The sequence below is a fragment of the Niallia circulans NBRC 13626 genome, from assembly GCF_001591585.1.
GTDB lineage: Bacteria > Bacillota > Bacilli > Bacillales > Cytobacillaceae > Niallia > Niallia circulans.
In genome coordinates this window covers 144,911-171,599 of record NZ_BCVE01000010.1, presented here as the reverse complement: position 1 = coordinate 171,599, position 26,689 = coordinate 144,911, and the positions used below count along the sequence as shown (strand labels likewise).

The window sequence follows — 26,689 nt, the reverse complement described above, 5'->3', positions numbered from 1 at the left end:
CCCTCAGTTTGGCTGATTCCACCCTTACTTTGGCTGATATTTTCTCAGTTTGGCTGATTCCACCTCTGCTTTGGCTGATATTTTCTCAGTTTGGCTGATTCCACCCTTACTTTGGCTGATATTTTCTCAGTTTGGCTGATTCCACCTCTGCTTTGGCTGATATTTCCCCAGTTTGGCTCATTCCGCTCTCCCTTTGGCTGATATCTGGAAAGTTTGGTTGAAAAAAATCGTTATTTTTGCTGATTATCTACTCTATTTCAGCATATTAATGACAACATTGCTAAAAAATTAACTTTCTATCTTGTGACATTTCTTTATAAACAAGTTTTCTTTTTCAAAAATCCAATCTTTACAATAAAATCCCGAAGCACCATCTTCTGCTTCGGGATTTTTTCCTATTTTTAATTTTTTATTTCGAACTTGCAGTAGCTCTTCGGATAAAAAATGATAGCACTAATGCAACACTCGCAATAATCGTAGCTACAATAAAAGCGTCATTAATTCCACTGATTGTAGATGCTTGAGCTGCTTTTCCATAAACTGTAGAGATTGCTAAGGTTTGACCTGCTCCGGTTGGAAGTCCTGTGAGACCAGCTAAACCTTGACCAAGCTGAGCAAATTTCTCTGCAATATATGGGTTGGCAGACGAGATAATGTTGTTATAGTTATCTAGATGAAAAGCGGTACGATTGGTCATGACTGTGATTAAGAAGGCAGTACCAATACTTCCCGCAACTGTTCTGGCTGTATTGGAGACAGCAGTTCCATGACTCGTTAAGTTTAATGGGAGCTGGTTCATTCCCTCTGTCATAACCGTCATCATAATAAATGACATCCCGAACATCCGGAAAATATAAAGCATCATGAGATGAGAGTAAGATGTCTGCATCGTTAATTGAGTGAAGCCCCATGTAGTCAGAACCGTAATGATTAAACCGATTATCGCTAGTGGTCTTGCCCCAAAGCGGTCAAAAAGTTTTCCGGAAATTGGTGACATGATTCCCATTACAATCGCACCTGGCAGCATTAATAATCCAGAATCGAGGGCAGTGAAGCCGCGGATATTCTGCAAATAGATTGGTAAAAGCAGCATTGCCGCAAACATCGCCATATTGACAATCATGCTTACTAATGTTGTTAAAGTAAAGATACTATATTTGAATACACGTAAGTCTACCATAGGCGCTTCTGTTGTAAGTTCTCTCCAGACGAAGAGGCATAAGAAAATTACTCCGATAACAAGAGAAAGAACAACTACTCTGCTATCCCATCCGTTATTTCCTGCTTCGCTGAAACCATAAAGCAAGGAGCCTAGGCCGACTGTACAAGTGATAAAGCCAATCGTATCAAAGACTGGATTGGATACTTTTGTTACATCCTTCATCCACAGAATAGCGATAATTAAATCGAGAATGCCGATTGGAATAACAAGCTCGAATAAGACTCTCCAAGAATAATGACCGATTAACCAGCCTGATAAAGTTGGCCCAATGGCTGGTGCGAAAATCATGACGACACCCATAATCCCCATTGCTGTTCCGCGCTTTTCGGGCGGGAAAATAATTAAAAAGACGGTCATTAAAAGTGGCATTAATAAACCGGCGCCTGCTGCTTGGATGATACGCCCAATTAGAAGCATCGAAAATCCAACAGAGGTCGCACAGACAATGGATCCGATGGTAAACGCGGAGATTGCTGAAATCAACAGTTTCCGTGTTCCTAGTTTATTGATTAAAAATGGAGTGATTGGGATAAACACACCATTTGTCAGCATATATCCAGTGGACAGCCATTGGACGGTGCTTGTTGATACATTTAAATCGTTCATAATATGTGGAATGGCCACATTTAGTAAAGTCTGGTTCAGAATAGCGACAAATGCACCTAGCATGAGGGCAACAATCACTTTACCGCGGTTGATTTCTTCGGCCGTTTCTAGTGGTTTATAAGGAGCTTTTGCTTTTTTTGATTCTTTGGCTTCAGCTGCTTGCTCCTCTTCATCCGCTATTTCGTTAGATTCGACAGCATTAGCAAGGCGTTCCTTTTCATAGGATATTCCTTCATTTGTTTCCATTGCTTCTGCTACGCCATCTTCACCGTCTTCTTTCATTGCATCTGCATGCTCTATGGTATCCGACGACTCTTCTTGTTTTACCATCTCTGATTTTGTAAGGGATGACGTGGTGTCATTTTCCTTCTTGGCATCTTCCATAACGCGGCTCGGTTTTGCTACTGTCTTCTTTTTTCGTAAAAAAAGATTGATGATCAGCAGAAGGAGGATGCTTCCTATAATATAGCTTGTGATGTAAGTGGTCATATCCATCACCTACTTATGAATTCTTACGGAAACGTTCATACCTGGAATTAGTTTTAGTCCGCCGTAGTTATCGATAGAAATTGTTACCGGAACTACTTGTGTTTCTTTTGTATAGTTTCCTGAGCTGTTGTTGCTTGGCAGAAGGGAGAATGTTCCTGCTGTTGCAAGTCCTAAGCTGTCTACTTTTCCTGTTAAAACAGTCTCTGGGTAGGCATCTACATATAAATCAACTTCTTGCCCAACTTTTACTTTGTTAATATCTGTTTCATCGACATTTGCTGTTACCCATAGATTTTCTAAATCATAGCTTTTAGCAAGGGAAGTTCCTGCAGCAACAAATGTATTTGGGACAGCGCTAGATTGAACAATGGTACTATTTTCTGGAACAGTAATATCCATTTTAGTTGTACCTGATTCTGTTACAACCTCTACAGTACCGATTTTTTCGTTTTTGTTAAAAGAAGTACCTGCTTCGCCTTTCCAATCCGTTAATTTACCTGTTGCTGGTGATGCGATGCTGATTTGTTGTCCAGCAATTTGAGCATTATCTGTTTTGATATAGGAAACAGATTGGTCGTAGAAATAATAGCCGGCAAAACCTCCGCCAACTAACACAATCAATAGGATAATATTTAATAAAATCATGCGTTTACTATTCATGGTTGTTCCTCCTCAATTTCATTTAATATGGTCAGTATTTTTTCATTTAGCTCAAGTAATTTGTTTATGTCTTCCTCTGGAAGCTGCATAACTTCTCTTACTTTTCCTGCTAGAATAGAAGTCCCAGCGAAATATTGCTGCATGACGTGCTGACCTTCTGCAGTTAGTTGGATGTTGACCGATCGACGATTGTTTTCAGGAATGGTTCGTTCAATTAATTGTCGTTGGGATAGTCGATCGATAACACCGCTAACGGTGCTTTTGGTTAAAGATAGTTTTGTTGCAAGTTCTCCAATGCCGATATTAGGGCAGAAATAAATTCTGTACAGCGTTTTTAACTGCACGGCTGTTAAATCCAATTTCTTCGCATCAAGGTGCACTAGATGGTTATAGGCTTTATTAATACGAGAATAGGAGCGGATTAATTCATTATTTAACGACCCGTTCATCTGAATTTTTCTCCCTTTCTAATAGTTTTTATCAGAACTGTTCGTATGCGAACTATTGGATTTTCGCATATTTTTTTGGAGAAGTCAATGGATTTGCTGAGATCTTGTTAAGGAAATCACTAATTTATGAATCAGCTGTAAATGGTTTGTTTTTTTCTTCAAAAAGAGCGAGAAAGGCATCGACCACATTTGGATCAAACTGCTTTCCTTTGTTCAGCCTAATTTCGTGAAGAATTTCTTCTAAAGGAATTTCTTTTCGATAAACGCGACCGGAAGACATCGCGTCAAAGGTGTCTGCAACTGCGACGATACGAGCGAGCAATGGGATTTCTTCTCCCTTTAAGTGTTGTGGATAACCTTTTCCGTCAAAGCGCTCGTGATGATATAAAACAATATCCAATATCCCACTATTTTTATATTGCTTAACATGTTTAATGATTTCATACCCTTTTGTTGTATGTTTTTTTATTAATTCATATTCAGTTGCTGTTAACTTTCCTGGTTTTGTTAATAAAGATTCGGGGATGCCGATTTTTCCAATATCATGCAGTAATCCGCCGATATGAATAACCTCACATAAATGATGGGGGAGCTTCATTTTTTCGGCAATTTGCATGGCATATTTTGCGACATTTTTCGAATGGTGCATCGTATAGGAATCTCGGGAGTCGAGTGCATTGGAAAGTACTTTTGTTAAGGCTAAATTATCTTCCATCACTCTTTGCACGCGTGACATAAAGGCAACGGATATGAACGTGATAAGAAGATAGGTTAATAAATAGGTAATAAAAGTAAGAATAGATGAAGCATGTGGCTCTGGAATGAAAAAAAATCTACAAACAACAACTAGAAATGTCAACATTACAATCTTCCAAAGAGAGCTATTGTAGAAGCCGAGTCCCAGAAAAATAGAGCATAATATATATAAAATAAAATAATTATCATGGTTTTGCAGAATATAGCGATTTAAAATGATACTAATGATAAAGAGAATAAAGAAAAGATAACGAAAATAAGCAGGATTATTCCAAATTCGATGATGCATATCGGACCTCCAGTGCTAATCTTAATCGAACAAACCTCTATTAATGGAAGCATTCCCTATTCTTCTAATTTAATAAGCTTTGCAGGGGAGAAATATTTTCTAAAAAAAAGCTCATACTACAAAAATGAAAATAATTCCTGAGGTGATCAGATGAATGACCAACAACGTTCCTTTTTTGATCGATTAGTTTCCATTCAAGAAAAATATACAAAAGAGGCGCAAGAGTATTGGAGTTTGTATTCAAACATAGATTCATGGCAATTTTGGGTGGTGCTGCTTATGTTAGTTGTTCCCCTGATCGTCTTATATTTTACCATTGACCGCAAGCGGATTTTCATCATTGGTTTCTTTGGATTCGCCGTGCATATGTTATTTTTCTATGCAGATGCAACTGGTATTCGCTTTGGGTTATGGGCCTATCCATATCAGATGCTTCCTTTCTTACCAAGCTTTTCGCTAGATGGGTCGATTATTCCAGTCGCGGTTATGCTAGTATTTCAATGGACATTAAAACACGAAAAAAACTTCTATCTATATGCCGTCATTTTAGCAGCCATTTTTGGTTTTGGCTTTAAACCATTGTTGACAAGCATGGGGTTATTTGAACCATATAAATGGGTTAACTTTTTTCATATTTTCCTGATTTATTTGTTTCTATATATTGGTGGATATTTAATTACAAAACTATTTATGAAATGGCAAGAAGATGAGTAATTTATCTGATTTCGGCAAGGATAAGAAGGAACATTTAGTATAGATTATTGATCGGAGTCTATTCCATGCTCGTTCTTATCCTTATTGTACTTTTATTTAATACGATAGCATATAGCATTCCAAAACGATTAACTCCTATTGAAATGTTGACAACAACACTATTTGCAATGTTAATTCAGTTACTTACAGATATCTATCTTAGTTTGAAATATAATATTTATGGTTACTTTGAAAAAGGGCCTGACTGGGATAGCTTTATCTATATTCTGGGAATTTATCCTGCGGTCAATATTATTTTTCTTAATTGCTTTCCGTATAAAAAGAAGCTCAGGAATAAGATACTCTATGTTTTTGTCTGGGGCGTCTTTGCCATGATCTTTGAAACGATATTTATTTGGAGTGGTACCTTCTATTTAAATGGTTGGAAGCAATCATATTCTATATTTACGTATCCAGTTCTTTATGTCACGCTCCTATTATTTCATCAATTCACAGTGAAATTAATGAAAAGAAGCAGGAAAGAAAGCGACCATTAAACAGCCTTCGATTTGGTATAATATAAGGAAATACTAGAATTAGGTGGTTTGACATGACAATTCTTATATTTATCATCGCCGGCATAGCCGAAATTGGTGGAGGCTATCTTATTTGGCAATGGCTTCGTGAAGGAAAACCCTATTATTGGGGAATTTTTGGCGGGATTTCGCTCATTTTATATGGTATTATTGCAACCTTCCAATCTTTTATGTCTTTTGGTAGAGTATACGCTGCATATGGAGGTATCTTTATCATTCTCTCCGTATTATGGGGGTGGGGGATAGATAGAAAAACACCAGATATATATGACTGGTTAGGGGCAGGAATTTGTTTATTAGGTGTGATGATAATGGTTTTTGCACCGCGTCATTAAATGCTGGTTTTAGGATAGCTTCCTTTCTAATAGTTAAAGTGCTTCCTCTATAAATCTTCTTAAATAAATAATCCCTTAGAAATTGGCATCCTTTTCAGTAAAAGGAGGAAAGTTGGAATAGTTTCCATTATAACTAGAGTGGATAATCATTCGCTATTCAGCAAGAGATTACATGAAAATAGGGTGATCGACATTAAAATAACGTTCCATGCTTTTTTGAATAATATGACATTAATAATTGCTTTTATGTTTTTGGTACTGCAGTTAAAAGAATATCTTGTCTTGCGATATAAAAATATTCTCAAGTATATGTGGGTTACTCCAATTTTTGTTAGTCTATTAAGTATTGCAGCCATGTGGGAGCCACTAATTTATGGGGAAGTGCGATTGGATTTACGAGGTGTTCCGATTTTTTATATTTCTTATTTATTGGGATGGAAATATGGATTAATCTCGACCATCTTACCAGCTTTATATCGCTATCAGCTTGGAGGCACCCTTGTAATGGATGGGATATTTCAGGCAATTATTCTGCCATTTATAATAGGCGCTTTTTTTCAAGATAAGAAGTCTTATAATCCACCATATTCCATTATAAATATGAAGCATATGCTGAGCGCATTTTTCTGCTACCAGATCCTAAGGCTATTTTTTATTCTTCAGACGACCCATGTTTCGTTTATGACAGTAATATTACTTATAGTATTTGAACTCGTTGCTGTTCTCTGCATTTTTCTTATGCAAAATAGTGTTAGCAGAAAACAGTTATTACGAAAAGAACTAGAATATCATTCAAGACATGATAGTATGACCGATTTATATAATATTCGTTTTTTTCGGACAAATGTTGAAAAGCTAATGCAGAATAATGTCCCCATTGTCATTGCCATGATGGATGTAGATTATTTCAAAAAATATAACGATATCCATGGTCATCCAGCTGGTGATGCTGTACTACGTACAATTGCGCAGCTATTAAATGATACGATGAGACAAGAAGACATTTTTGCCCGATACGGCGGTGAGGAATTTATTATGTGCTTTACCAAAATAACGAATATGCAGACAGCTGCAAATATTGCAGAGCGAGTTCGAAAAAATGTGGAGGATTATCGATTCTTTGGGGAAGAGACTCAGCCTAATGGGAAAGTAACTGTTTCTGTTGGAATAGGCGGTCTTTCTGCTGGGAAATCACTAGATGAATTAATAAAAGAGAGTGACCAAATGCTGTATAAGGCAAAGAAATTAGGCAGAAATGTAGTAGCGTGCAGTTCCTCCTAAGTGAGGGACTGTCCTTCTTAATGAGTCGTTTTCCAAAGAAAAAGACAATTCCGATGTGATAGAAAAAGGTGGAATTGTCCTATTATAAAGTTTACTTTTGTGATTCACTTGCAAAGACAGTTTCCAACTCTTTCATTAATAATGCTGCGCCTTCTTTACTTAACACAAGCTTTCCATTACCAACCGTGATATTATCGGGGGAGACTTCTCCTGTAATGGCACATTCTTCAAAAGCTTTATATTTTTGGAAGACAATTTTTTCCCCTTCGACAAAAATTTCTAAAGGATCTTTAATTTCAATTCCTAATGTTCTTCGCAATTCTCTTGGAATAACAATACGACCTAATTCATCCACTTTACGAACAATTCCTGTGCTTTTCATACTTTTTCCCTCCCTATACATTTTTTAATATATATCCTATATTTTAACATACTGTCTTGGAAAATGAAGAAATATTTTGAAGTAAAGATAACTTGCTGGAAGCATATCACTAGAATTAGCTACAAGCTTTCCACTATACTTTTTTTGAAGAGGAAATCTTTTCTAATTCATAGAAGGAGGATATAATCATGCAAACAACCATTCCACAAATCACGCTTAATGACGGTCTTGTTATTCCAGCAATTGGTCTTGGTACCTATAATTTACGAGGAGCAACTGGGGTTCAGGCCATGACATCAGCAATAAACATGGGCTATCGGTTACTAGATTCTGCATTCAATTATGAAAACGAAGGCGCAGTTGGAGAAGCAGTTCGCCGCAGCACCGTAAGCAGAGAACAGTTATTTATTACCTCCAAACTTCCAGGACGCCATCATCAATACGACAAAGCCATCTATACCATCCAAGAATCCCTATACCGCACCAAATTAGATTATTACGATTTATTTTTAATTCACTGGCCAAACCCCAAAACGGACTTATATGTAGAGGCATGGCAAGCCTTGATTGACGCCAAAAAATGGGGACTCATTCGCTCCATCGGCGTATGTAACTTCCTGCCAGAGCATCTCGATCGCTTGAAAAAGGAAACTGGCGTACTGCCAAGCATTAATCAAGTAGAGCTCCATCCATTTTTCTCTCAAAAGGAACAATTGGCCTACGATAAAGCAAACGGTATCGTAACCGAATCATGGAGCCCACTCGGCCGCGCAAATAACGTTCTAGAAAACGAAACAATTAAACAAATAGCAGAAGCACATGGAAAAACAATATCCCAAGTCATCCTTAGATGGCACACCCAACTAGGAGCATTACCAATCCCAAAATCAAGCTCCCCTGAACGTCAACAAGAAAACTTGGAGATATTCGATTTTAAACTGAACGATGCCGAAATGAATAAAATTTCCAGCCTAACCCGAGCTGACGGCCGCATTGCCGATCAAGATCCAGCTGAGTATGAAGAGTTTTGAGGTAGTTTGACTTAAGGAGTGGGGAACTGAGCGGGGCGGTTGGTTGGAGAAGTTCGGTGTGAATTGGCTGAAATATGGGTGGAATTGGCTGGATTGAGGTAGATTTTGCTGAAGCAGGCGAGGAAATCAGCGGAGATGACAGTAAATTTGGATGAAGTTGGCGAATATCAGCTGAAGTAGTGGTGGAATCAGCTAGAGTGCGAGATATATCAGCCAAAGTAAGGATGAAATCAGCCAAACTAGGAAAATATCAGCCAAAGTAAGGATGAAATCAGCCAACCTGAGAAAATATCAGCCAAAGGGAGGTTGGAATCAGCCAAACTAGGAAAATATCAGCCAAAGTAATGGTGGAATCAGCCAAACTGGGAAAATATCAGCCAAAGGGAGGTTGGAATCAGCCAAACTAGGAAAATATCAGCCAAAGTAAGGATGAAATCAGCCAAACTGGGAAAATATCAGCCAAAGGGAGGTTGGAATCAGCCAAACTGAAGAAATATCAGCCAACCCAATTTCCCTCTCCCCACCAAAAAGGATTTTCAAGCAAACAAATAGAATAAATGAACTAGAGAAAGGAAGTGGTAAATTGTTTATAAACGAAATTTGTAAGAGTAATAGATTAAAAACAACGGAAATTCTGGTCAAAAGATTAAAAGAAACGTATAGGCTGAGACCAAATGTAGTGGAAGATTTAAGGAAGTTATTAGCAGGCTATCGGGGTGAGAAAGATATGAAGTATTACTTTCAATTTTTGCCAGACAAAGATTGCCTCATCATTCATAATCTTCGTCTTTACGATGGAAAAACATATTTTCAGATGGACTACCTCATCCTCACGCAAAAATTTGCACTTATTGTTGAATGCAAAAACTATTATGGAGAAGTAGAGATTGACACTAACTTTAATCAGATGATTCGCAAAGTAGATGAAAAGGTAGAAGGCTATTCTAATCCAATTTCCCAAGCCAAAAGGCATCAACGTCAATTGCAAAAGTACTTTCAACTGCACAATCTCCCGCCAATCCCCATCGAATTCATCATAATATTCAGTAGTTCATCCACTGTATTAAAAGGAAGTCCAGCCATCAGAGATAAAGTCATTCATAGTCATAGTTTTATAGAAAAATGGGACAATCTCTCTCAAAAATATAAAGTGACTGTGGTAGAAGGGAAGCTCCTCCGCAAAGTATCCAAAAATCTCCTGAAAAATAACACTCCTGAAAGTATTGATCTACTAAGAAAATATGGAATCCCACAAAGCGACCTCATCACAGGCGTACAATGCCCATCCTGTGAAAAATTTGCAATGATACGTCAAAAACGCAAATGGTTCTGCCCTCACTGCAACACATATGATAAAAATGCCCATCACCAAACAGTGAACGATTATTTTTTATTAATAAAAGCCACTATTACCAATAAAGAATTCCGGAACTTTGCCAATATATCCTCACGTGAAACAGCTGCCAAAATGCTAGTGAAAATGAATTTGCGAAGTATAGGAGAAAATAGAGGAAGAAAGTATCAAAAACCATAAGCAATTGGATAAATATTCGAATGGATGATGAGTAGAGAATAAACTATGCTCATTATCCATTAATTATTGGGAAAAGTGGGGGAGGAATCAGCCAAACTGGGAAAATATCAGCCAAAGGGAGGTTGGAATCAGCCAAACTGGGAAAATATCAGCCAAAGCGGAGTTGGAATCAGCCAAACGGAGAAAATATCAGCCAAAGCAGAGGAGAAATCAGCTAAACTAGGAAAATATCAGCCAAACCCGAGCCAAAATCAGCCAACCCTCCAACCCAACTCAATTCCACCCCACCAAAACTCATCCCGCCAACAAAGTCTTCATCAATCGCTTCTCCAGCACAATATCCGTCATATTCGGATTATGCTTCTCCAACTGAGCGCCTTCTTCGCAAAGCGCAGCTGCTTTATCATGATCGCCATTTACATACATTTCATACGCTGCTGCAATTCGTTTATTGCTCATCTGTTTGATTGTTAAGAAACGCTTAACTTCTTTATTCTCATAAATAGATTGGACTTCTTCCTTGTCACCATCCAGTACAGTTAACAAAAACAAGCGCTCTTTGGCAACCTCCACCCGGAAAAGGGGGATTAACTCGTCTTTCCTTGCCCACAGTATGTCATTAATTCTTTTTGCCTCTTCAAAATCGAGGCGGTCCATTGCGCGAACTTGTTGCATGCACAGTCCCCACTGGGAAAAATAATCCTTCCCATCATCGCCATCGGGCAGTGCAAATAGTTCTTCTGGCAGCTCTTGATAAGAAACGCCATTGGAAGTTTGGGCATTAATATAGAATTGACTAAATAGCTGCCATTGCTTTTTTTCGTTGCTCCAAGCCATTTTTAGCGTCATCCCATCATTAAAACCATAGGGAATAATATTGGTTACTCCAATGAAGAGGCCAAGGAGTACGAATAGAGTGACAGGGATAGGGAAAGCATTCCCATATATAATCCAAGCAATGCCGCCAACCACTAAACTACTGAGAAAATTTATGATAACTCCGCCGCATAAATACAACTTAAAGGGATACTTGCCTTTCACATATTCGGGAGGAGCCATTAAACATTGGCCTAATGTACCTGGCATATGCAGCTTTTTCCACTTTAAACCGTCTTTGGTGGCAACAACCATCCAGGAAAAAACGCGAAAGGAAACAAGCGAATAGCCAGTCAATTTTCCAAAAATAAGATGTCCCCCTTCATGTAAAATAATATGTATAATATAAAAAGCAAGGAAACAAACTACGCTGATAAGAATATTAGTTATACTCCATTCTTGCGATAAAAGAGCGAGCATAAGTGCCCCACCAAATACTCCTCCAATCAAAGCCATTCCAAGTGTTGAAAGAAATTTCTTCATGCCATAACTCCAATCTTAAGAAATCTTGTTAAGATAATTGTAACAAAGCCTTATGCATTCATCTATCAAAAAAAGCAATTTATCCCAAATCGTCAAAATAGTATGAAACACATAGACATAGTAAAATAATAGAGAAGGTCTACATAAAAAAGGAGCGTGTACATAATGAAGACAGAGCAGCAATATTTTGAAGAAGGCACAACGATTCAAACATATATGGAAAACATGAGTACATTAAAAGAGGAAAGCTATGAAGTATATGACAACTTCTCTTTACCGCAAGATAGTTTTATAGAAGAATTAAAAAAGCATAAGTTGCATTTCCTAACGATTACGGAAGATTGGTGTGGCGATGCGATGGTGATTAATCCTGTTCTTCGCAAAATAGTGGAAGCGGCGGATCTGCCAATGCATGTGGCATTGCGAGATGCAGATACAGATTTAATTGATCGCCATTTAACAAACGGCGGCAGAGCAATTCCTATGGTGCTTATTTTAAATGAACAAGGCGAGTTAATTGGCAAATGGGGACCGCGTGCACCAGAAGTCCAAGAAATAGTTAATGAAGGACGCGCTAAGCTTCCTGCAAAAGAGGATCCAGCATTTGCGGAAAAACAAAAAGAGTTTTACGAAAGCCTGCAAAAAAGATATCGCACGGAGCCAGCTATTTGGACATATGTATACAATAGCTTTAAGAGCAGAGTCCAAGAGATCATTAAATAAGCAGACAGCCCTTGAATTTGAGGGCTGTTTTTTAATTGGTAAAAGCTTTTGTTTGACATCGAACTCTAAAATCATTAATATAATCGCATACGATATATCGGATACGATGTATTTGGTGGAATTGATGTATGGCTGCAGGGGGAGGAATGGTTTCATGATAAATATTTTTAAAAACTTTCAAAAAAAGGACTGGATGTTCATTTCATGTGCATTAGTCTTTATTATTTTACAAGTATGGCTTGATTTAAAGCTGCCAGATTATATGTCTGAAATTACAAGGCTGGTGCAGACAGAGGGAAGTGAGTTAAGCGACGTTTTAGCTCAAGGCGGATTTATGATGCTTTGTGCGATCGGAAGTATGGTTGCTTCGATTATCACGGTTTTCTTTGCCGCAAAAGTAGCCGCGGGCTTTTCGAATCGTCTCCGTAAAAAGGTTTTTGATAAGACATTATCTTTTTCAATGGAAGAGCTGTCTGGTTTTTCAACAGCTAGCTTAATAACTCGTTCGACAAATGATATTATGCAAGTTCAAATGCTGATTATATTAAGCTTACAAATTGTTATTAAAGCACCGATCATTGCCGTGTGGGGAATTTTAAAAATTACCGGGAAAAGCTGGGAATGGACTGCTGCTACAGGCGTGGCGATTGCGGTGCTATTAGTGCTGATTGCTACGATTGTGTTAGTTGCTCTTCCAAAATTCAAAGTTATCCAGAAGTTAACGGATAATCTTAACATGGTAACAAGAGAGCATTTAAACGGAATCCGGGTTGTTCATGCTTATAATGCAGCAAACTATCATGAGGAAAAATTTGAGAAAGCAAATAAGGAATTAACGGATACAAATTTATTCACTTCTCGAATCATGGCCCTGATGATGCCGACGATTTCCCTGATAATGTCGGGGATGACGCTTGCCATCTATTGGATTGGAGCAGTGTTAATCAATAATGCGGCAATGGCAGACCGCTTGCCGATATTCTCAGACATGGTTGTCTTTTCTTCCTATGCGATGCAAATCATTATGGCGTTTATGATGGTTTCCATTACATTTGTTCTTCTTCCTCGTGCGGCAGTTTCGATTAAGAGAATAAACGAAGTGCTGAATACCGATGTGAAAATTAAGAGTGGTTCGAAAACAGATGGAGACAAGGTAGGAGAGATTGAATTTCGCGATGTCAGCTTTAAATACCCTGGTGCGAGTGATTATATCCTCCGAAATATTAGCTTTACTGCTTCCAAAGGAGAGACTGTTGCGATTATTGGTTCTACTGGGAGCGGAAAAAGTACTCTGTTGAACTTGATACCTCGCTTTATGGAAGCAAGCGAGGGCGAAATTTTGGTAGATGGTCTAAATGTGAAGGATTATAAGCTAGAAGCATTACGAGACAAAATTGGATATGTATCGCAAAAAGCAGTTATGTTCAGTGGCTCTGTGTCTTCCAACATTATGTTTGGAGAGGAAGATAAGGATTCAGTGGAACAGACAAATATCCAACGAGCAGTGGAAATTGCGCAAGGAAAAGACTTTATTGAAAAAATGGATCAGCAATATGAGGCCGCGATTTCACAAGGTGGAACCAATCTTTCTGGTGGACAGAAACAAAGATTATCGATTGCTCGTGCCATTTATAAAGATCCAGAAGTCTATTTATTTGATGATTCTTTTTCCGCGTTGGACTATAAAACAGATCGTGTCCTACGCTCTAAACTGAAAGAAGAGATCAATGATGCCACTAATATTATTGTGGCACAGCGAATTGGAACAATTAAGGATGCTGACCGCATTCTGGTATTAGATAAAGGCGAAGTGGTTGGAATGGGTACGCATGATGAGTTGATGGTAACTTGCGATGTTTATCAAGAAATTGCCTTATCACAATTATCAAAGGAGGAACTCGAAATTGGCTAAGAAAAACGAGGTAAAAGAAGCAAAAAATCCAACCCAAACGGAGGAGTTGGGGAACCAGCCAGCAAAATCGATTCCTCCGCGTGCAAAAGGGATGAATTTTTCCAGTTTAAAGCAGCTGGTCATTTACTGTAAGGCTTATTTTCCGATTATCATCTTTGCTTTAATTCTTGCGATGACAGCGGCAATCTTTAGCATTATCGGTCCTGATCAGCTAAGCAAAATGACGGATTATATTACAGCAGGACTGATGGGGGAAATTGATCTAGGCGCTGTATATAATGTAGCGATTCTGTTGGTTTTCCTATATGGTTTAGGTTTTATTTTTAACTATGTGCAAGGCTATATTATGGCAACTGTTACCCAGAGAATTTCGAAACAATTAAGAAGAGACATTTCGGTAAAAATTAACCGTCTGCCTTTAAAATATTTTGATAATACAACAACTGGTGATGTCCTTAGCCGGGTTACAAATGATGTCGATATGGTTGGACAGACGATGAACCAAAGTATTAGCAGCTTAATTACTGCTATTACTATGTTCGTCGGTTCCTTAATCATGATGTTCTATACAAACTGGATTATGGCGATTGCAGCGATTCTTTCTACCTTTATTGGTTTTGCGTTTATGTTCTTTATTATTTCGAAATCACAGAAATACTTCGCTCAACAGCAGCAAGAGCTTGGAAAACTAAATGGTCATATTGAAGAAATCTATTCTGGCCATAATGTCGTGAAAGCTTACAATGCTGAACAGCAGGCGAAGGACGATTTTTTTGCTATTAACACACGACTATATGAGAGTGCGTGGAAATCGCAATTTATGTCAGGGCTGATGATGCCGTTAATGATGTTTATTGGAAACTTTGGTTATGTGGTTGTATGTATTGTCGGGGCGGCTCTTGCCGTAAATGGCCATATTTCATTTGGTGTTATTGTTGCCTTTATGCTGTATATTCGCTTATTCACACAGCCGCTGCAACAAATTGCGCAAGCAGCAACAAATCTGCAGTCCACAGCAGCAGCAAGTGGGCGTGTTTTTGAGTTCTTGTCCGAGGAAGAACTAGCAGCAGAAGAGGAGAAAACAGCAAAATTGGCAAATATCAAAGGCGATGTGGAATTTAAGCATGTCCGTTTTGGCTACAGCGAAGAAAAAACGATTATTGAAGACTTTTCCGTACAAGTAGCCGCTGGTCAGAAGGTCGCAATCGTAGGCCCGACTGGCGCTGGAAAAACAACATTAATTAATTTGCTCATGCGCTTCTATGAAATAAATGGCGGCGAGATAACGATTGACGGGATTCCAACCAACCAAATGACAAGAGAGGCCCTGCATGATCTTTTCTGTATGGTGCTGCAAGATACATGGATATTTGAAGGTTCTATCCGCGACAATATCGTCTATTCAAGAGAAGGAGTATCGGATGAAGAAGTAGAAGCTGCCTGCAAAGCAGTTGGCTTGCATCATTTTATCAAAACATTGCCAAACGGCTATGATACTATCTTGGATGACAAAACAAGTTTATCAGCAGGTCAAAAACAGCTTATCACCATCGCACGTGCCATGGTAAAAATGGCGCCATTACTTATCCTAGATGAAGCGACTAGCTCCGTGGATACCCGTACGGAATTACTGATCCAAACAGCAATGGATAAGCTGACAGAAGGAAAAACTTCCTTTGTGATCGCCCATAGACTTTCTACAATTAAAAATGCCGATTTAATACTTGTCATGAAAGACGGCGATATTATTGAAGCCGGAACACATAAAGAATTAATCGCGAAAAATGGATTTTACGCTGAGCTTTATAATAGCCAGTTTGAAGAAGCATCGTAATAAAAAGATTTTCATAGAAAAACTCGCTAGAATGTTGCGAGTTTTTCTTCCAGCTTCTTATAGAAAGGAGGTAAAAAATGTTAGATAGGCCGACATACATTTGGGAATCGATTGATTTTTTGAATCGATTTATTATGAAGAGCCTCCAAAGGCACGCAGAAGAGCATGGACTAACTGCTCCTCAAGCGCGTGTCATCCTAGAAGTTTTCCTTCATAAAAAAATAAGTGTGAAGGAGCTTACCCAAAATCTGCGCATCACACAAAGTACCGTTTCGGATATTGTAGAACGACTGACAGAAAAGGGCATTCTGATAAAGAAACCGAATCCGAAAGACAAACGATCCGTTCAGATTATGCTAACAGAAAGAATGCTAAAGAAAATCGAAGAAAAATCCCCAAAGCCCATTCAACAAATAATGGGAGCCGTCTTAGACAATTTGCAGCCAAGTGAGCAAGCAAAAGTCGAAGAAGGAATGAGATTATTAGTAGCCGCTGTCGGTAAGAAAATGGAAGCAGACGGTATCGATGATTTAGAAGATTTCGAAGTATTATTTTTGCCAAAGGAAAAGAAATGCACATAAAAAAGTCGGGTCTGGGACCTGACTTTTTTATGTTGGATTTATGCAGCCTATTTTGTTTATTTAGACATTGACTTTTCTAGCGTCATTTTCAAAATACATAAACTTCTTTAGTAAAATACATCTTTCTTTTCGCTAATCCTAAATCTCTACATAGGACAATCCGGGTGCTCCCATACATCAAAAAAATTTCCGTCAGGGTCTTTGAACGTGAAGAATTTGCCCCATTCCCCCTCATCCGTAATAGAAGGTCTTACAGAAACGCCCTCGGCTTTAAGCTTATTGTATAGTGCATGGATATTCTTTGTTCTAAAGGTGATAATCCAATGAGGTTTACCGTTAAGGGTGAAAGTAGCAGTTGTATCAGTGTCTTTCTTCAATAAGTCAAGAATAGGTCTCCCGTTATTCCATAGACTTAACCGATCTTCCCGAGGAAACTTCACTTCAAAACCAAAATGTTTCACATACCATTCCGCAGTCTGAAAAATATCAGCCACTGGAAGACAACAATAGGCAATTCCTTCTAATCCAGTTTCTAAATAAGTTTCACGCATCTCTTCTCTCCTCTCGATAGGGGAATTATAAACCCTTCAGATACATTATTCTGCAATTGCGGAATAATTCCTCCTTATGAACAAAACAGTCACGTAAGACTTAAGGTTGTCCAAAATGAAATCAAATCATGGTTTACGAAATGTTTTCGTTATTCTTTAAATGTGAGACTATGCATCAAAATTAAGCCTTAGGAACAATCGCAGAAATGAGGCAAATTATTTGAATATCTCCTTTTTGGTTTTGACAAGAATATACTTTCGCCTAATAGCGCAAAGTTCTACCCAAACGCTTTACTTCTACCCTTTCATTTTATCATCCATTATTCCCCTGCTTCCACACTCAGCGACCCGCACACTAAACTCGCTAATATACTCTTCTTTCTTATGGTAAAGCCCCACCGAGAATGTTTCGTAAATGTCACTGGTCACGGTTAAGTTTTGTTCCTGTACATAGTGAAGGAGCTTTTGCAAGGTTTGAAAGTACTCTGTAAATATGTTGGATTTTAATTTGATACATACATATGTCCCCTTCGGAATAACTGCTCGCTCTGCTTCATTGGAAAGGCTGGATAGCTGTTTTCGTAAAGGGACTGGTGTATAAAGATAGCTATAAGTAATCTCTTCCACTTTTTCATATTGTTTGAATGGAATAATGGAGCCATAGCCATTGTTGCGAAATTCTTCCTTTGTTGCTTTTTTTAGGTTGCTATAGGAAGGATTAAGAATGTTCTGTGGCCCAATATTTTTAACGCTTGTTTGGATAATGGCTTGATCTTCCTTTTCCATTAGGACGATTTCTCCAAACGGATATTCTTGTCTTTGCAATTCTTCGCGGAGCTCTCGAATAGACTGTTGTGTCTCTAGTAAGGAAGCGATTTTTTCGGATATCAGCTCTTCTTGTTTTTTCAAGAAAGCGACGAAATCCAAGTTATCTGTTTCTTGGATTTCTTTAATCTGCCCAAGAGGTGTGCCGATTGAAATAAGCAATTTAATAATATCAAGCCGATATAATTGTGTATCCCGATAATAGCGATAATTCGTTTTGGGATCGACATAAGCAGGTTTAAATAAGCCGATTTTATCATAATGGCGAAGTGCTTTAATGGTAATATTCGCCACTTTAGCGACTTCTCCAATGGAGTAAAGTTTCTCTTCCATCTTAATCAACTCCATCCATTCTAAGATTTAGCTAACGATTTTTGTCTCCAAATAAGAGTCAAGGCGATACCGATCGCTAAAAAGACAGCTGCGAAGTAGAAAGGATAATTTAAATCAATATCGAATAATATTCCTCCAATAATCGGGCCAAATACATTGCCAATACTTGTGAACATGGAATTCATCCCGCCGACAAAGCCTTGTTCGTCTCCCGCGATTCTGGAAAGATAGGTCGTCACGGCTGGCCGCATTAAATCAAAGCCAACGAAAACAATAATCGTAACAAGGAGAATGAGAGAGTAAGAATGCACAATTGTTAAAAGCAAGACTAGTATAGTGGAAAAAAGCAGGCTATATCGAATTAACAGAATTTCGCCCATCCACTTTGTCAATTTTTCAAATAAGGCTACTTGCGCAATGACTCCAACTGTCGCCCCACCTGTAATGATAATTGCAATATCCTTTGGCGTAAATCCAAACTTATGATCGACGAAAAGTGAAAATAGTGATTCAAAGGAAGATAAACCAAAGGATGAAATAAAGATAATAAGAAAAGAAATAAAATAGATAGGCACGAAAATTCGCTGCCAGCCCACCTTTTCTGCAATTGCTTGATTTTCCTCTGTCCGTCGCTCAGGCTCCCTTAAGGCGAAAAAGGAAAGAATCGCAGCTGTAAAGCCTAAGATTCCGGCAAAATAAAAAGGCATACGCGTCCCAATTTCTGCTAAAAACCCGCCAATTCCTGGGCCAATGATAAATCCAGTGGAAATAGCAGCAGACATATAGCCAAGTGCTTTCGGTCTAGCTTCCATTGTAGTAATATCGGCAATAAAAGCCGTAACAGCAGGCATAATAAACGCCGCACTAATCCCGCCAAGCACCCGTGAAAGAAAAAGAATGCTGACCGTTTTACCGATTCCGAATAATAATTCAGACGCACCAAAGATAAGTAGTCCAATGACAATCATGCGCTTTCTTCCAAATTGATCGGCCCAGCGACCAGCTATAGGAGAAACAACAAGCTGGGCAATCGCAAAAGCTGCCACCATGTAACCAACAATCGCTCCAGAAAGATGAAGCTCATTCATAATCGTTGGAGTTACAGGAATAACCAGACCAATACCGAGAAAGGCAATGAATAAATTTATAAGTAAGATAGAAAGAGTAATATTCTGTCTAAGCATAATGTTCGTCTCCTTAAGAAGTATCTACAAAGATTAAGTGTAAACTCTCCTCTAAGGGTAGAGTCAATGGGGTCTGTAATTTTTCGTCAGAGTAATAATAATTTTTACACTATTTACAGAGAATATCCAAATGATTAACCTAAGAGTAGGAGTGTGAAAAATTGGGAGGTGTTCATCATAAGTACAAATAATCGTCTAGCTATGATTAAAGCTTTAAAGATTACTGTCGTTTCCTACTTAAGAGAGCATGGTTTTAAGGGGGCATTTCCACATTTTAGAAGACAAAAGGAGAATCATATTGATTTAATTACGTTTCAATTTAATCGTTATGGTGGATCATTTGTTGTGGAATTAGCATTTTGTCCGGCAGAGGGAATAACAACGAGCTGGGGAGAACATATCTCACCAAAAAAGGTAACGGCACATGATGTAAATGAACGATATCGGCTGAATGAAGACTTAAATGATGCTAGCAAACAATGGTTTCATTTCGAAAATGCCATAGATGAAAAAGATTATGAACAAGTTGCTTCAGAAGTAAAGCAGTTATTACATAGAAAGATAGAATAGGAGAACGGTTATGGATTGTATAGGCTGTAAATTAGCGAATAAAAACGAACCAGTTTACGTTGTATATGAGGACGATTATGTTTGTTGTTTTTTGGATCATCTTCCATTTAATGAAGGGCATACATTAATCTTGCCAAAGAAGCATTTTTATGAGGTAGAGGAACTAGATGAATCAACGTCCAAGTCAATAATGGAGGCATCCATCCTCCTTTCAAAAGTTATAAAAGAACTATATCATCCAGATGGAATAACGATATGCCAAAATGGGGGCGTCTTTAACGAACTTACCCATTATCATATGCATATTGTGCCAAGGTATGAAAATCAGTCATTTTCAACTTTTTATTCTGATGATGAATCAGCCAATATGGGAATAACAGAACGGTTAAAGGAAACACAAGAAAAGATGGTGGGAATTATAAATAAATTGTAAAAATCGATGCTTGGTAAGAAAGAATCCTTTTTCCTTATGGATTTTGGTAAATCTTGTTACTTTTGTTTCTGATTAACTTTGATTAATTAGAACAAATGTTCTATAATATGAATAGGGAGGTGTAAAATATGAGACCAAATCTTACAAAAGATATTAGTATAGATAGTTTTAAAGATTTTTATTGGTTAAAAGAGGAATTACAATCTTTTTGCAGGGAAAATGGAATAAGTGCATCGGGATCAAAAATAGAGATTTCCGATAGAATTGAAACATTTCTTCGAACAGGAGAGATAAAGAAGCCGATTAGAAAGTCAAAGTTAAATAGTAAGTCAGAGATACCGGGCGATTTAAGTCTTGATACAATCATTTCGGAAAATCATCGTTGTAGTCAAAATGTAAGAGCCTTCTTCAAGACAGTTATTCCTAATTTTCATTTTTCTACGTATATCCAAAATTATTTTAAAAATAACATTGGAAAAACATATCGGGATGCAGTAGATGCTTGGTATAAAGAAGAAGAACGAAAGAAGGACCCATCATACAAGAAAATAATCGCTCCTCAATTCGAATACAATCAATTTATTCGTGATTTTTTTGCTGACATTAATAATCAAGAGAAGAGTCGTGAGGAAGCAATTGAAGCTTGGAACAATATCAAAAAACTTCCTGGAAGCAATAAATATACGTCTAATAATTAGCCAAGCACATCTTAACATTTCTACAGTGGTGTGGTTTGATTTTTGACAGGTATAAAGAACCATTGTTTGACTCGTTCATCACATGCCATTTGCTTGCCTATTTCCAGTCAACGGAACTAGTCTTCTGCCTTTTTTACGCCCTGTTCCTGTTTTCTTATCGATCCTATCAGCATTTCGGTCTTGTACCACGATAGCTGCTATTAGTGAATCCTGGTTATGGATTTATTAGTATGATATTTTTATCCTTCCTGTTTTGGTTTTGTGTGGTCTTATTATATAATATATTTTCCCTGTATATGACCATTATGATTTTTCGCTAGTTCAATATGTCAAACACGCCATATTCTTTCCTTTGACGCCCTTTCCAAACGATGGTCATGCCAGTCGGAATTATCGCCGTCTATTTGTTGTTTCATTATATACCAGTGATAGTGTTTTTTATAGGCGGAGGTTTATTAGCCTATATTTTAATGTTTTTAGGGTCTTTTTCGTTTGCGGGATGTTGAATAACGAAATCCATTGATTCACCATGAAACGTCTGAAAAGATGGCTATGCTTTTCTAGACGTTTTTTACGGTGTGTCCTCTAAAAAGTAAAAGGGATTTTAAGATTAGGGCTGTCGATACTTTTGAAATCTAATCCCATTGTCACCTGTATTACTTAATCTTCTTCTTAAAAATAATATATCCTTATACATTTTCATGCTTATGACAATCATTGCCGCACTAAATAGACTGGATAAAATCGTGCTCGCAAATAACAGCCAGATGATTTTTTTAGCGCTATTCCACATCATTGTGACACCCCCTAGTTAGAAGGTATTATTTGTAAAAGCAAGAGGAATTATGTTGTTTTTGTGCTTGATAAGTTCTTCCATTTATACTCCTCATAAAAAAGACAACCCTAAGTGCAAAATACACTTAAAGCTGTGCTTCAACATTTATTCCCCAGTCATCAATTTTTTCCCATCCTCTTTCTCTGGCAAGTAAATCTGCTGACTAGGCAAGGCAATTTCAATTCCGTGTTTCTCTAAGATACTAAGTATTTGTAAATTTGTGTCTTCTTTCACTGCTAGGTATTCAGCCCAAATAGTTGTCTTCGTGAAAAAGTAGACAAAGATACCTAATGAATAATCACGGAAATCGGTAAAACGAACCATTATCGCATCGGGATGTACACCTGGATGTGCACGCAGCATTTCGTCTATTTCTTTTAAAGCTGTTTTTAGCTTTTCATTTGGCGTACGATAGGAAATAGCTAGTTCATAGTCTATTCGTCGTTTTGACATCTTCGACCAGTTTGTAATAGCTTCATTGGAAAGTTTGGAGTTTGGCACGGTTACAATCGTATCAGCAAATGTGCGAATTTGCGTACTGCGGAAGGAAATATCCTCAACGGTTCCTTCTACAGAAGGCGTTTGAATCCAGTCACCTTTTGAAAATGGTTTTTCCGTGATAATTACGACACCGCCGAAGAAGTTGGCGACCGTGTCCTGTGCAGCTAAGGAGAAGGCAAGACCTGCAACTCCGAGACCGGCAACAAAGGCACCAATTTGAATTTCCCAAACATCTAGAATGCTGACAGCCGTAAAAATGACGACAAGCATACGGAATACTCTTCCTAAGAAAGGAATCAGCATACTATCTGAATCTAATTTGGTTCGAGAAATCATTCGTTCGAACGGATTCGACTGATCGGAAAAATAATTAAAGATTCCCCAGCCGATCAATCCAATAATAAACGACTTATATAGCAGCTGTACAAAGTTAAAGGTAGTAATCGGGAATGGCAAATAAGTAAGTGCCAAGTATGTACCGAGAATCACCCAGAACCATCGTAGCGGTTTTTCAAATGCTAGCAATATTTTCGAAACAATATCTACCGGCAGTTTCTTTACCATTGCTAATACTAACTTGTATATATAGGCGGTAAAAAGCTTTCGAAATCCTAAAAAGACAAGAAAGATTAACAAGGCGATACCTAAATCAATCCAGTTAAAACGTTGAAAGGCAGCGATAAATCGCTCCATTTGGGACCAATGAAAATCACTCATCTAAAATCACCTCGAGGAACATTATAGCATAGGAGGGGAGGAACCAAAGAATACGAAGAGAACAGTAAATAAATTGTAATATGAATTCCTTAATATAGAAAAAAGGATCAGTAATCATGCTGATCCTTTTTTAACTATCACTAAAATCTTTTAAAATACTCTTCAATTCCATCGGCGATGGCTTTTGCTGTTTTATCCTGATAGCTGCTTGATACAAGCTTTTGACGTTCCGTTGGATTATTGATAAATCCTAACTCTAGTAACGTAGCAGGTACAGCCGTTTCACGTAGAACTGCAAGTGTTTCACCGTAGATACCACGGTTATTGGCACCTGTTGCACCAACCATATTCTTCTGTAGCAAATCAGCCAGCAAGGTACTTTTCATAATCCTGTTTGGATCATTGTGGTTTTTGCTATTGATTTGAGAAGGGTAAGCTGGGTTGTATTTATAGAAAATAGATTCCATTCCAGATACCGTAGTTGAACCAGTGCCTGTTGAGTTATGATGAATACTCACAAAGATATCTGGATTTAAAGCATTTGCTTTTTTCGAACGATCTAGTAAGGAAACATACGTGTCATTTGTACGGGACATATAGACGATATAGCCACGGCTTTTCAGCAGCTTCTCTACCTTCTTAGCTACTGCTAAGTTTAAGTTCGCTTCGGTATAACCGCCTGCTACTGCCCCAGGATCTGACCCGCCATGGCCAGGATCTAGGAAAACGGCTTTCGCTTGTTTAAATGCACTAGCTGCACTAACAGCAGAGCCAGTTCCTTTAGGAACAATTTTAATTTCGATAGACTCTAATCGTTTCGATAATCCTTCCGATCCAGCCTTCATTCCATTTTTCGCCCAGCCAAGCCAGCCATAGTTTTGTGCATGGACACGGTAGTAAACATCGAAATATTTCTCCATATCACTAGTTAAACTGATTTTGATTGCTTCCAATCGTTTGCTCTTTCCAACAGTACCGGAAATTTCTCCATTAGAAGAATTTGTTACCCAGCCTGTACCTTGGATATGTGTGGAATAAACAATATCTCCTTGGAAAGAAGCATTGTTTAATTTGATCTTAATAGCTTCTAAACGTTTTGCTTGTCCAGTAGTACCGCTTGAGACACCGTCTTTCACAGAAGAAATCCAGCCTTTGCCTTGTACATGGGTACTATAGGACACAGAAGGCTTTTTCACAAAGGAAGTACTTGTCGAACCAGGCGCCTGTGCACCTTTATTTAAAAGGACAATTTCAATTCCTTCTAAACGCTTCGCAAGACCTTCTGTACCAGCAGATGCACCGTTCTTCGCCCAGCCAAGCCAGCCGTAAGTTTGTGCATGAACACGGTAATAGACGTCATAATGTTTGGCCATATCGCCTGTTAAATTAATGCGAATACCTTCGAGACGTTTACTCTGTCCTGACGTACCAGAAAGTGCGCCATTCGACACAGCGTTTTGCCAGCCGATACTTTGAACATGTGTGGAATACTCGATACTTCCACTGTATGGTTTATTCTTTAAATCAATTTTAATTCCTTCTAGTCGATTGGACTGTCCAGAAGTTCCGCTCATTTCTCCATCCGCAACCGCATCCTGCCAGCCGATTGTCTGAACATGTGTTGCATATGTAACAGATGGTTTTGTAATAAAGGAGTTATCAGTTGAGCCAGGCGCCTGCGCACCTTTTGCTACTAGTTTGATTTCCATTGCTTCTACTCGTTTGGAAAGCCCTTCCGTACCAGCAGATGCACCATTCTTTGCCCAGCCTAGCCAGCCAAATGTTTGAACATGAAGCCGATAATAGATGTCATAGTGCTTTGCCATATCCCCAGTTAAAGCTATTTGGACTGCTTCCATACGCTTTCCTTCACCAGGCGCACCACTTTCTGCTCCATCGGTCTTGCTTGTCATCCAGCCATAGCCTTGTACATGGGTTTTGTAGGTAACGCTGCCAGCGTAATTTGCATTGGCAAGGTAAATTTTCATTGCTTCTAATTGTTTCGATTGCCCGCTAGTTCCAGATAATATCCCGTCTTTAACAGGAGATTGCCATTTTCCATCAACAAAGCTTGCATAATTAATAGAAGGATTTAATACAGCAGATTGTATCATTGCACGAGAGGCTTTTGCTTTCGGCATTACAGAAGGACTTTCTTCTGTAGTTGTGCTTTTAGAAGTTTCCTCATTTTCGAGGGAAGCATCCTGATTATTCTCTGGTTGCACCATTTCATCATCCTGTGTTTCTTCCGGAACTTCCTCACTAGGAGTGGAAGGTTCTTCTACTTTTTCAGAAGAAGAGGGGTCTGTTACAAAATTTAATGCATCATATTCTTCCTTCGTAATCAATGCTTTTTGTTGATTCTCGTCTATAGAATAATAAGTTAATCCTTGATTGTGAACAACCGTCCCATATTCATCCAAGGTTTTTACTTCTTCAATCGATGTACCGTTATCATTTTGTGCTATGACAGTAACCTGATCTGTGAAAGTAACCGGTTCGACCTGTTCTATTTTGTAAGAATCAGATGGAACGATTCGATAAAGTATACTTTCTTCCTCAGAAAGCGGGAGCTGCTCTCGATCTTCTCCGACATTCATTGAAAATACTTCGTGATCACCTAATGAGTCAGTTAGATAACCTTCAACAGCTTCTTGCTTTTCATTTGTCCAGCCATTTAAGTGTAAAACAACTTCCTCATTCAGGTTGATTTCCTGCTTTTCGCCATTATAGTAAATAAAATAATAGCTAGAGCTAATATCCAACTCATTCGTATCAGCCTTTTCCATAGCATGTCCGATACTTAAGTTAGAAGGAAACACCAAACTAAATACCAATACAGCAACTAACAAAAATACTCTTTTCCTCATCACCAAAACCCTTCTTATTTTTTTACAGAGAAATCTGTATAACACTACTATTCTATCATAATTTCGGTGGTCCAAAGCACTATTTTTATCCTATTATCTTGGTATATGTTACCAATTGATGATGTATATAGGATATAAGAACTAGTATAATAGGGGTATCTTTTTTGCTGTTTTAACGATAGTCAACAATATAGCTGACTAATCTCTTCATTTTTCCATTCTGGGAAGTTAAAATTTGAAAAACTTTAAAATAAACGGATAATTATCACTGTCTCTAGTAAATTCCAATTATAACTATAAAATGAAATCAAATACAGAAAAAATAGTGAGCATTTACATTTGGAGGGAGTATTGACAAGATATTATTAAGAAAGTGAAAAAATAAAAAAATCGTTAAAAATTCCTATCGCAAGGAAATAGAAAAGATGTATAATAGACAT

The 26,689-nt window shown here is 38.0% G+C and carries 25 protein-coding genes; 13 read left to right on the top strand and 12 right to left on the bottom strand.

Features of this window, described 5'->3' with window-relative positions; translation table 11 throughout:
• Positions 1–409 precede the first annotated feature (409 nt).
• The 4 genes from BCI01S_RS14410 to BCI01S_RS14395 form a co-directional block, all read right to left on the bottom strand.
• Positions 410–2,317: a DHA2 family efflux MFS transporter permease subunit gene (locus tag BCI01S_RS14410; protein WP_061799557.1), complete on the bottom strand. Its 1,908-nt coding sequence runs from the start codon at positions 2,315–2,317 to the stop codon at positions 410–412.
• Between the two features lie 9 nt (positions 2,318–2,326).
• The gene (locus BCI01S_RS14405; RefSeq protein WP_047942613.1) at positions 2,327–2,977 is read right to left on the bottom strand and encodes an HlyD family secretion protein; all 651 of its coding nucleotides are present in this window, start codon (positions 2,975–2,977) and stop codon (positions 2,327–2,329) included.
• Complete coding sequence (locus tag BCI01S_RS14400) at positions 2,974–3,426, bottom strand: MarR family winged helix-turn-helix transcriptional regulator (protein ID WP_047942612.1); 453 nt, start codon at positions 3,424–3,426, stop codon at positions 2,974–2,976. Before BCI01S_RS14400 ends, BCI01S_RS14405 begins: the two co-directional genes overlap by 4 nt.
• A gap of 124 nt (positions 3,427–3,550) precedes the next feature.
• Complete coding sequence (locus tag BCI01S_RS14395) at positions 3,551–4,471, bottom strand: HD-GYP domain-containing protein (protein WP_061799555.1); 921 nt, start codon at positions 4,469–4,471, stop codon at positions 3,551–3,553.
• Between the two features lie 150 nt (positions 4,472–4,621).
• Here BCI01S_RS14395 and BCI01S_RS14390 point away from each other — a divergent pair, with 150 nt between their 5' ends.
• The 4 genes from BCI01S_RS14390 (at position 4,622) to BCI01S_RS14375 (ending at position 7,376) form a co-directional block, all read left to right on the top strand.
• Positions 4,622–5,185 carry a CBO0543 family protein gene (locus BCI01S_RS14390; protein WP_047942610.1) on the top strand — a complete coding sequence of 188 codons (564 nt, stop codon included), beginning with the start codon at positions 4,622–4,624 and terminating at the stop codon, positions 5,183–5,185.
• A 65-nt stretch (positions 5,186–5,250) separates the two neighbouring features.
• Positions 5,251–5,721, top strand: a complete 471-nt coding sequence (locus BCI01S_RS14385; RefSeq protein ID WP_047942608.1) for a CBO0543 family protein — start codon at positions 5,251–5,253, stop codon at positions 5,719–5,721.
• 53 nt (positions 5,722–5,774) lie between these two features.
• The gene (locus BCI01S_RS14380) at positions 5,775–6,095 is read left to right on the top strand and encodes a YnfA family protein (RefSeq protein WP_047942607.1); all 321 of its coding nucleotides are present in this window, start codon (positions 5,775–5,777) and stop codon (positions 6,093–6,095) included.
• A gap of 183 nt (positions 6,096–6,278) precedes the next feature.
• Positions 6,279–7,376: a diguanylate cyclase gene (locus BCI01S_RS14375; protein ID WP_235844510.1), complete on the top strand. Its 1,098-nt coding sequence runs from the start codon at positions 6,279–6,281 to the stop codon at positions 7,374–7,376.
• 91 nt (positions 7,377–7,467) lie between these two features.
• Here BCI01S_RS14375 and BCI01S_RS14370 read toward each other — a convergent pair whose 3' ends face one another.
• The gene (locus BCI01S_RS14370; RefSeq protein ID WP_047942606.1) at positions 7,468–7,758 is read right to left on the bottom strand and encodes an AbrB/MazE/SpoVT family DNA-binding domain-containing protein; all 291 of its coding nucleotides are present in this window, start codon (positions 7,756–7,758) and stop codon (positions 7,468–7,470) included.
• 188 nt (positions 7,759–7,946) lie between these two features.
• Between BCI01S_RS14370 and BCI01S_RS14365 the strand changes: the two genes are divergently transcribed.
• Together BCI01S_RS14365 and BCI01S_RS14360 are read left to right on the top strand one after the other, a co-directional pair.
• Positions 7,947–8,789, top strand: a complete 843-nt coding sequence (locus tag BCI01S_RS14365) for an aldo/keto reductase (protein WP_047942605.1) — start codon at positions 7,947–7,949, stop codon at positions 8,787–8,789.
• Between the two features lie 583 nt (positions 8,790–9,372).
• Positions 9,373–10,323 (top strand): nuclease-related domain-containing protein, encoded by a 951-nt coding sequence (locus BCI01S_RS14360; protein WP_047942603.1) that lies wholly within the window; start codon positions 9,373–9,375, stop codon positions 10,321–10,323.
• 294 nt (positions 10,324–10,617) lie between these two features.
• Here BCI01S_RS14360 and BCI01S_RS14355 read toward each other — a convergent pair whose 3' ends face one another.
• Entirely contained in the window at positions 10,618–11,682 is a 1,065-nt protein-coding gene (locus BCI01S_RS14355; RefSeq protein WP_061799553.1) for a zinc metalloprotease, read from the bottom strand.
• A 165-nt stretch (positions 11,683–11,847) separates the two neighbouring features.
• Between BCI01S_RS14355 and BCI01S_RS14350 the strand changes: the two genes are divergently transcribed.
• From BCI01S_RS14350 to BCI01S_RS14335, 4 genes are all read left to right on the top strand, one after another.
• Positions 11,848–12,405, top strand: coding sequence for a thioredoxin family protein (locus BCI01S_RS14350; protein WP_061799550.1), 558 nt, complete (start codon positions 11,848–11,850; stop codon positions 12,403–12,405).
• A 154-nt stretch (positions 12,406–12,559) separates the two neighbouring features.
• Positions 12,560–14,317: an ABC transporter ATP-binding protein gene (locus BCI01S_RS14345; RefSeq protein WP_061799548.1), complete on the top strand. Its 1,758-nt coding sequence runs from the start codon at positions 12,560–12,562 to the stop codon at positions 14,315–14,317.
• Positions 14,310–16,151: an ABC transporter ATP-binding protein gene (locus BCI01S_RS14340; protein ID WP_061799547.1), complete on the top strand. Its 1,842-nt coding sequence runs from the start codon at positions 14,310–14,312 to the stop codon at positions 16,149–16,151. Before BCI01S_RS14345 ends, BCI01S_RS14340 begins: the two co-directional genes overlap by 8 nt.
• 77 nt (positions 16,152–16,228) lie before the next feature.
• The gene (locus BCI01S_RS14335; RefSeq protein ID WP_047942600.1) at positions 16,229–16,732 is read left to right on the top strand and encodes a MarR family winged helix-turn-helix transcriptional regulator; all 504 of its coding nucleotides are present in this window, start codon (positions 16,229–16,231) and stop codon (positions 16,730–16,732) included.
• Between the two features lie 146 nt (positions 16,733–16,878).
• Here the strand turns inward: BCI01S_RS14335 and BCI01S_RS14330 are convergent, their stop codons facing one another.
• The 3 genes from BCI01S_RS14330 to BCI01S_RS14320 form a co-directional block, all read right to left on the bottom strand.
• Complete coding sequence (locus BCI01S_RS14330) at positions 16,879–17,283, bottom strand: VOC family protein (protein ID WP_061799545.1); 405 nt, start codon at positions 17,281–17,283, stop codon at positions 16,879–16,881.
• 297 nt (positions 17,284–17,580) lie between these two features.
• Positions 17,581–18,441, bottom strand: a complete 861-nt coding sequence (locus BCI01S_RS14325; RefSeq protein WP_061799543.1) for a MerR family transcriptional regulator — start codon at positions 18,439–18,441, stop codon at positions 17,581–17,583.
• Positions 18,442–18,461: 20 nt separating this feature from the next.
• The gene (locus BCI01S_RS14320) at positions 18,462–19,625 is read right to left on the bottom strand and encodes an MFS transporter (protein WP_061799541.1); all 1,164 of its coding nucleotides are present in this window, start codon (positions 19,623–19,625) and stop codon (positions 18,462–18,464) included.
• A gap of 153 nt (positions 19,626–19,778) precedes the next feature.
• On the opposite strand from BCI01S_RS14320, the gene BCI01S_RS14315 reads away from it, so the two are divergent.
• From BCI01S_RS14315 to BCI01S_RS14305, 3 genes are all read left to right on the top strand, one after another.
• A complete protein-coding gene (locus BCI01S_RS14315; protein ID WP_156485437.1) occupies positions 19,779–20,195 on the top strand; it encodes a DUF4304 domain-containing protein in 417 nt (138 codons plus the stop codon).
• Between the two features lie 10 nt (positions 20,196–20,205).
• Positions 20,206–20,628, top strand: coding sequence for an HIT family protein (locus tag BCI01S_RS14310; RefSeq protein ID WP_047942594.1), 423 nt, complete (start codon positions 20,206–20,208; stop codon positions 20,626–20,628).
• Between the two features lie 128 nt (positions 20,629–20,756).
• Positions 20,757–21,326: a DUF6434 domain-containing protein gene (locus tag BCI01S_RS14305; protein ID WP_047942593.1), complete on the top strand. Its 570-nt coding sequence runs from the start codon at positions 20,757–20,759 to the stop codon at positions 21,324–21,326.
• 610 nt (positions 21,327–21,936) lie between these two features.
• On the opposite strand, the gene BCI01S_RS14300 is transcribed toward BCI01S_RS14305, so the two are convergent.
• The 3 genes from BCI01S_RS14300 to BCI01S_RS14290 form a co-directional block, all read right to left on the bottom strand.
• Positions 21,937–22,122: a hypothetical protein gene (locus tag BCI01S_RS14300; RefSeq protein WP_047942592.1), complete on the bottom strand. Its 186-nt coding sequence runs from the start codon at positions 22,120–22,122 to the stop codon at positions 21,937–21,939.
• A 144-nt stretch (positions 22,123–22,266) separates the two neighbouring features.
• Positions 22,267–23,379: a mechanosensitive ion channel family protein gene (locus BCI01S_RS14295; protein ID WP_053215697.1), complete on the bottom strand. Its 1,113-nt coding sequence runs from the start codon at positions 23,377–23,379 to the stop codon at positions 22,267–22,269.
• Between the two features lie 140 nt (positions 23,380–23,519).
• Positions 23,520–26,249, bottom strand: coding sequence for an N-acetylmuramoyl-L-alanine amidase (locus BCI01S_RS14290; RefSeq protein ID WP_061799539.1), 2,730 nt, complete (start codon positions 26,247–26,249; stop codon positions 23,520–23,522).
• Positions 26,250–26,689: the final 440 nt, after the last annotated feature.

What these genes read in the sequence shown, in the direction of transcription:
- BCI01S_RS14410 (WP_061799557.1), bottom strand. Translation starts at nt 2,317, where the DNA reads ATGACCACTTACATCACAAGCTATATTATAGGAAGCATCCTCCTTCTG.
- BCI01S_RS14405 (WP_047942613.1), bottom strand. Translation starts at nt 2,977, where the DNA reads ATGAATAGTAAACGCATGATTTTATTAAATATTATCCTATTGATTGTG.
- BCI01S_RS14400 (WP_047942612.1), bottom strand. Translation starts at nt 3,426, where the DNA reads ATGAACGGGTCGTTAAATAATGAATTAATCCGCTCCTATTCTCGTATT.
- BCI01S_RS14395 (WP_061799555.1), bottom strand. Translation starts at nt 4,471, where the DNA reads ATGCATCATCGAATTTGGAATAATCCTGCTTATTTTCGTTATCTTTTC.
- BCI01S_RS14390 (WP_047942610.1), top strand. Translation starts at nt 4,622, where the DNA reads ATGAATGACCAACAACGTTCCTTTTTTGATCGATTAGTTTCCATTCAA.
- BCI01S_RS14385 (WP_047942608.1), top strand. Translation starts at nt 5,251, where the DNA reads ATGCTCGTTCTTATCCTTATTGTACTTTTATTTAATACGATAGCATAT.
- BCI01S_RS14380 (WP_047942607.1), top strand. Translation starts at nt 5,775, where the DNA reads ATGACAATTCTTATATTTATCATCGCCGGCATAGCCGAAATTGGTGGA.
- BCI01S_RS14370 (WP_047942606.1), bottom strand. Translation starts at nt 7,758, where the DNA reads ATGAAAAGCACAGGAATTGTTCGTAAAGTGGATGAATTAGGTCGTATT.
- BCI01S_RS14365 (WP_047942605.1), top strand. Translation starts at nt 7,947, where the DNA reads ATGCAAACAACCATTCCACAAATCACGCTTAATGACGGTCTTGTTATT.
- BCI01S_RS14355 (WP_061799553.1), bottom strand. Translation starts at nt 11,682, where the DNA reads ATGAAGAAATTTCTTTCAACACTTGGAATGGCTTTGATTGGAGGAGTA.
- BCI01S_RS14350 (WP_061799550.1), top strand. Translation starts at nt 11,848, where the DNA reads ATGAAGACAGAGCAGCAATATTTTGAAGAAGGCACAACGATTCAAACA.
- BCI01S_RS14345 (WP_061799548.1), top strand. Translation starts at nt 12,560, where the DNA reads ATGATAAATATTTTTAAAAACTTTCAAAAAAAGGACTGGATGTTCATT.
- BCI01S_RS14335 (WP_047942600.1), top strand. Translation starts at nt 16,229, where the DNA reads ATGTTAGATAGGCCGACATACATTTGGGAATCGATTGATTTTTTGAAT.
- BCI01S_RS14330 (WP_061799545.1), bottom strand. Translation starts at nt 17,283, where the DNA reads ATGCGTGAAACTTATTTAGAAACTGGATTAGAAGGAATTGCCTATTGT.
- BCI01S_RS14325 (WP_061799543.1), bottom strand. Translation starts at nt 18,441, where the DNA reads ATGGAAGAGAAACTTTACTCCATTGGAGAAGTCGCTAAAGTGGCGAAT.
- BCI01S_RS14320 (WP_061799541.1), bottom strand. Translation starts at nt 19,625, where the DNA reads ATGCTTAGACAGAATATTACTCTTTCTATCTTACTTATAAATTTATTC.
- BCI01S_RS14310 (WP_047942594.1), top strand. Translation starts at nt 20,206, where the DNA reads ATGGATTGTATAGGCTGTAAATTAGCGAATAAAAACGAACCAGTTTAC.
- BCI01S_RS14305 (WP_047942593.1), top strand. Translation starts at nt 20,757, where the DNA reads ATGAGACCAAATCTTACAAAAGATATTAGTATAGATAGTTTTAAAGAT.
- BCI01S_RS14300 (WP_047942592.1), bottom strand. Translation starts at nt 22,122, where the DNA reads ATGATGTGGAATAGCGCTAAAAAAATCATCTGGCTGTTATTTGCGAGC.
- BCI01S_RS14295 (WP_053215697.1), bottom strand. Translation starts at nt 23,379, where the DNA reads ATGAGTGATTTTCATTGGTCCCAAATGGAGCGATTTATCGCTGCCTTT.
- BCI01S_RS14290 (WP_061799539.1), bottom strand. Translation starts at nt 26,249, where the DNA reads ATGAGGAAAAGAGTATTTTTGTTAGTTGCTGTATTGGTATTTAGTTTG.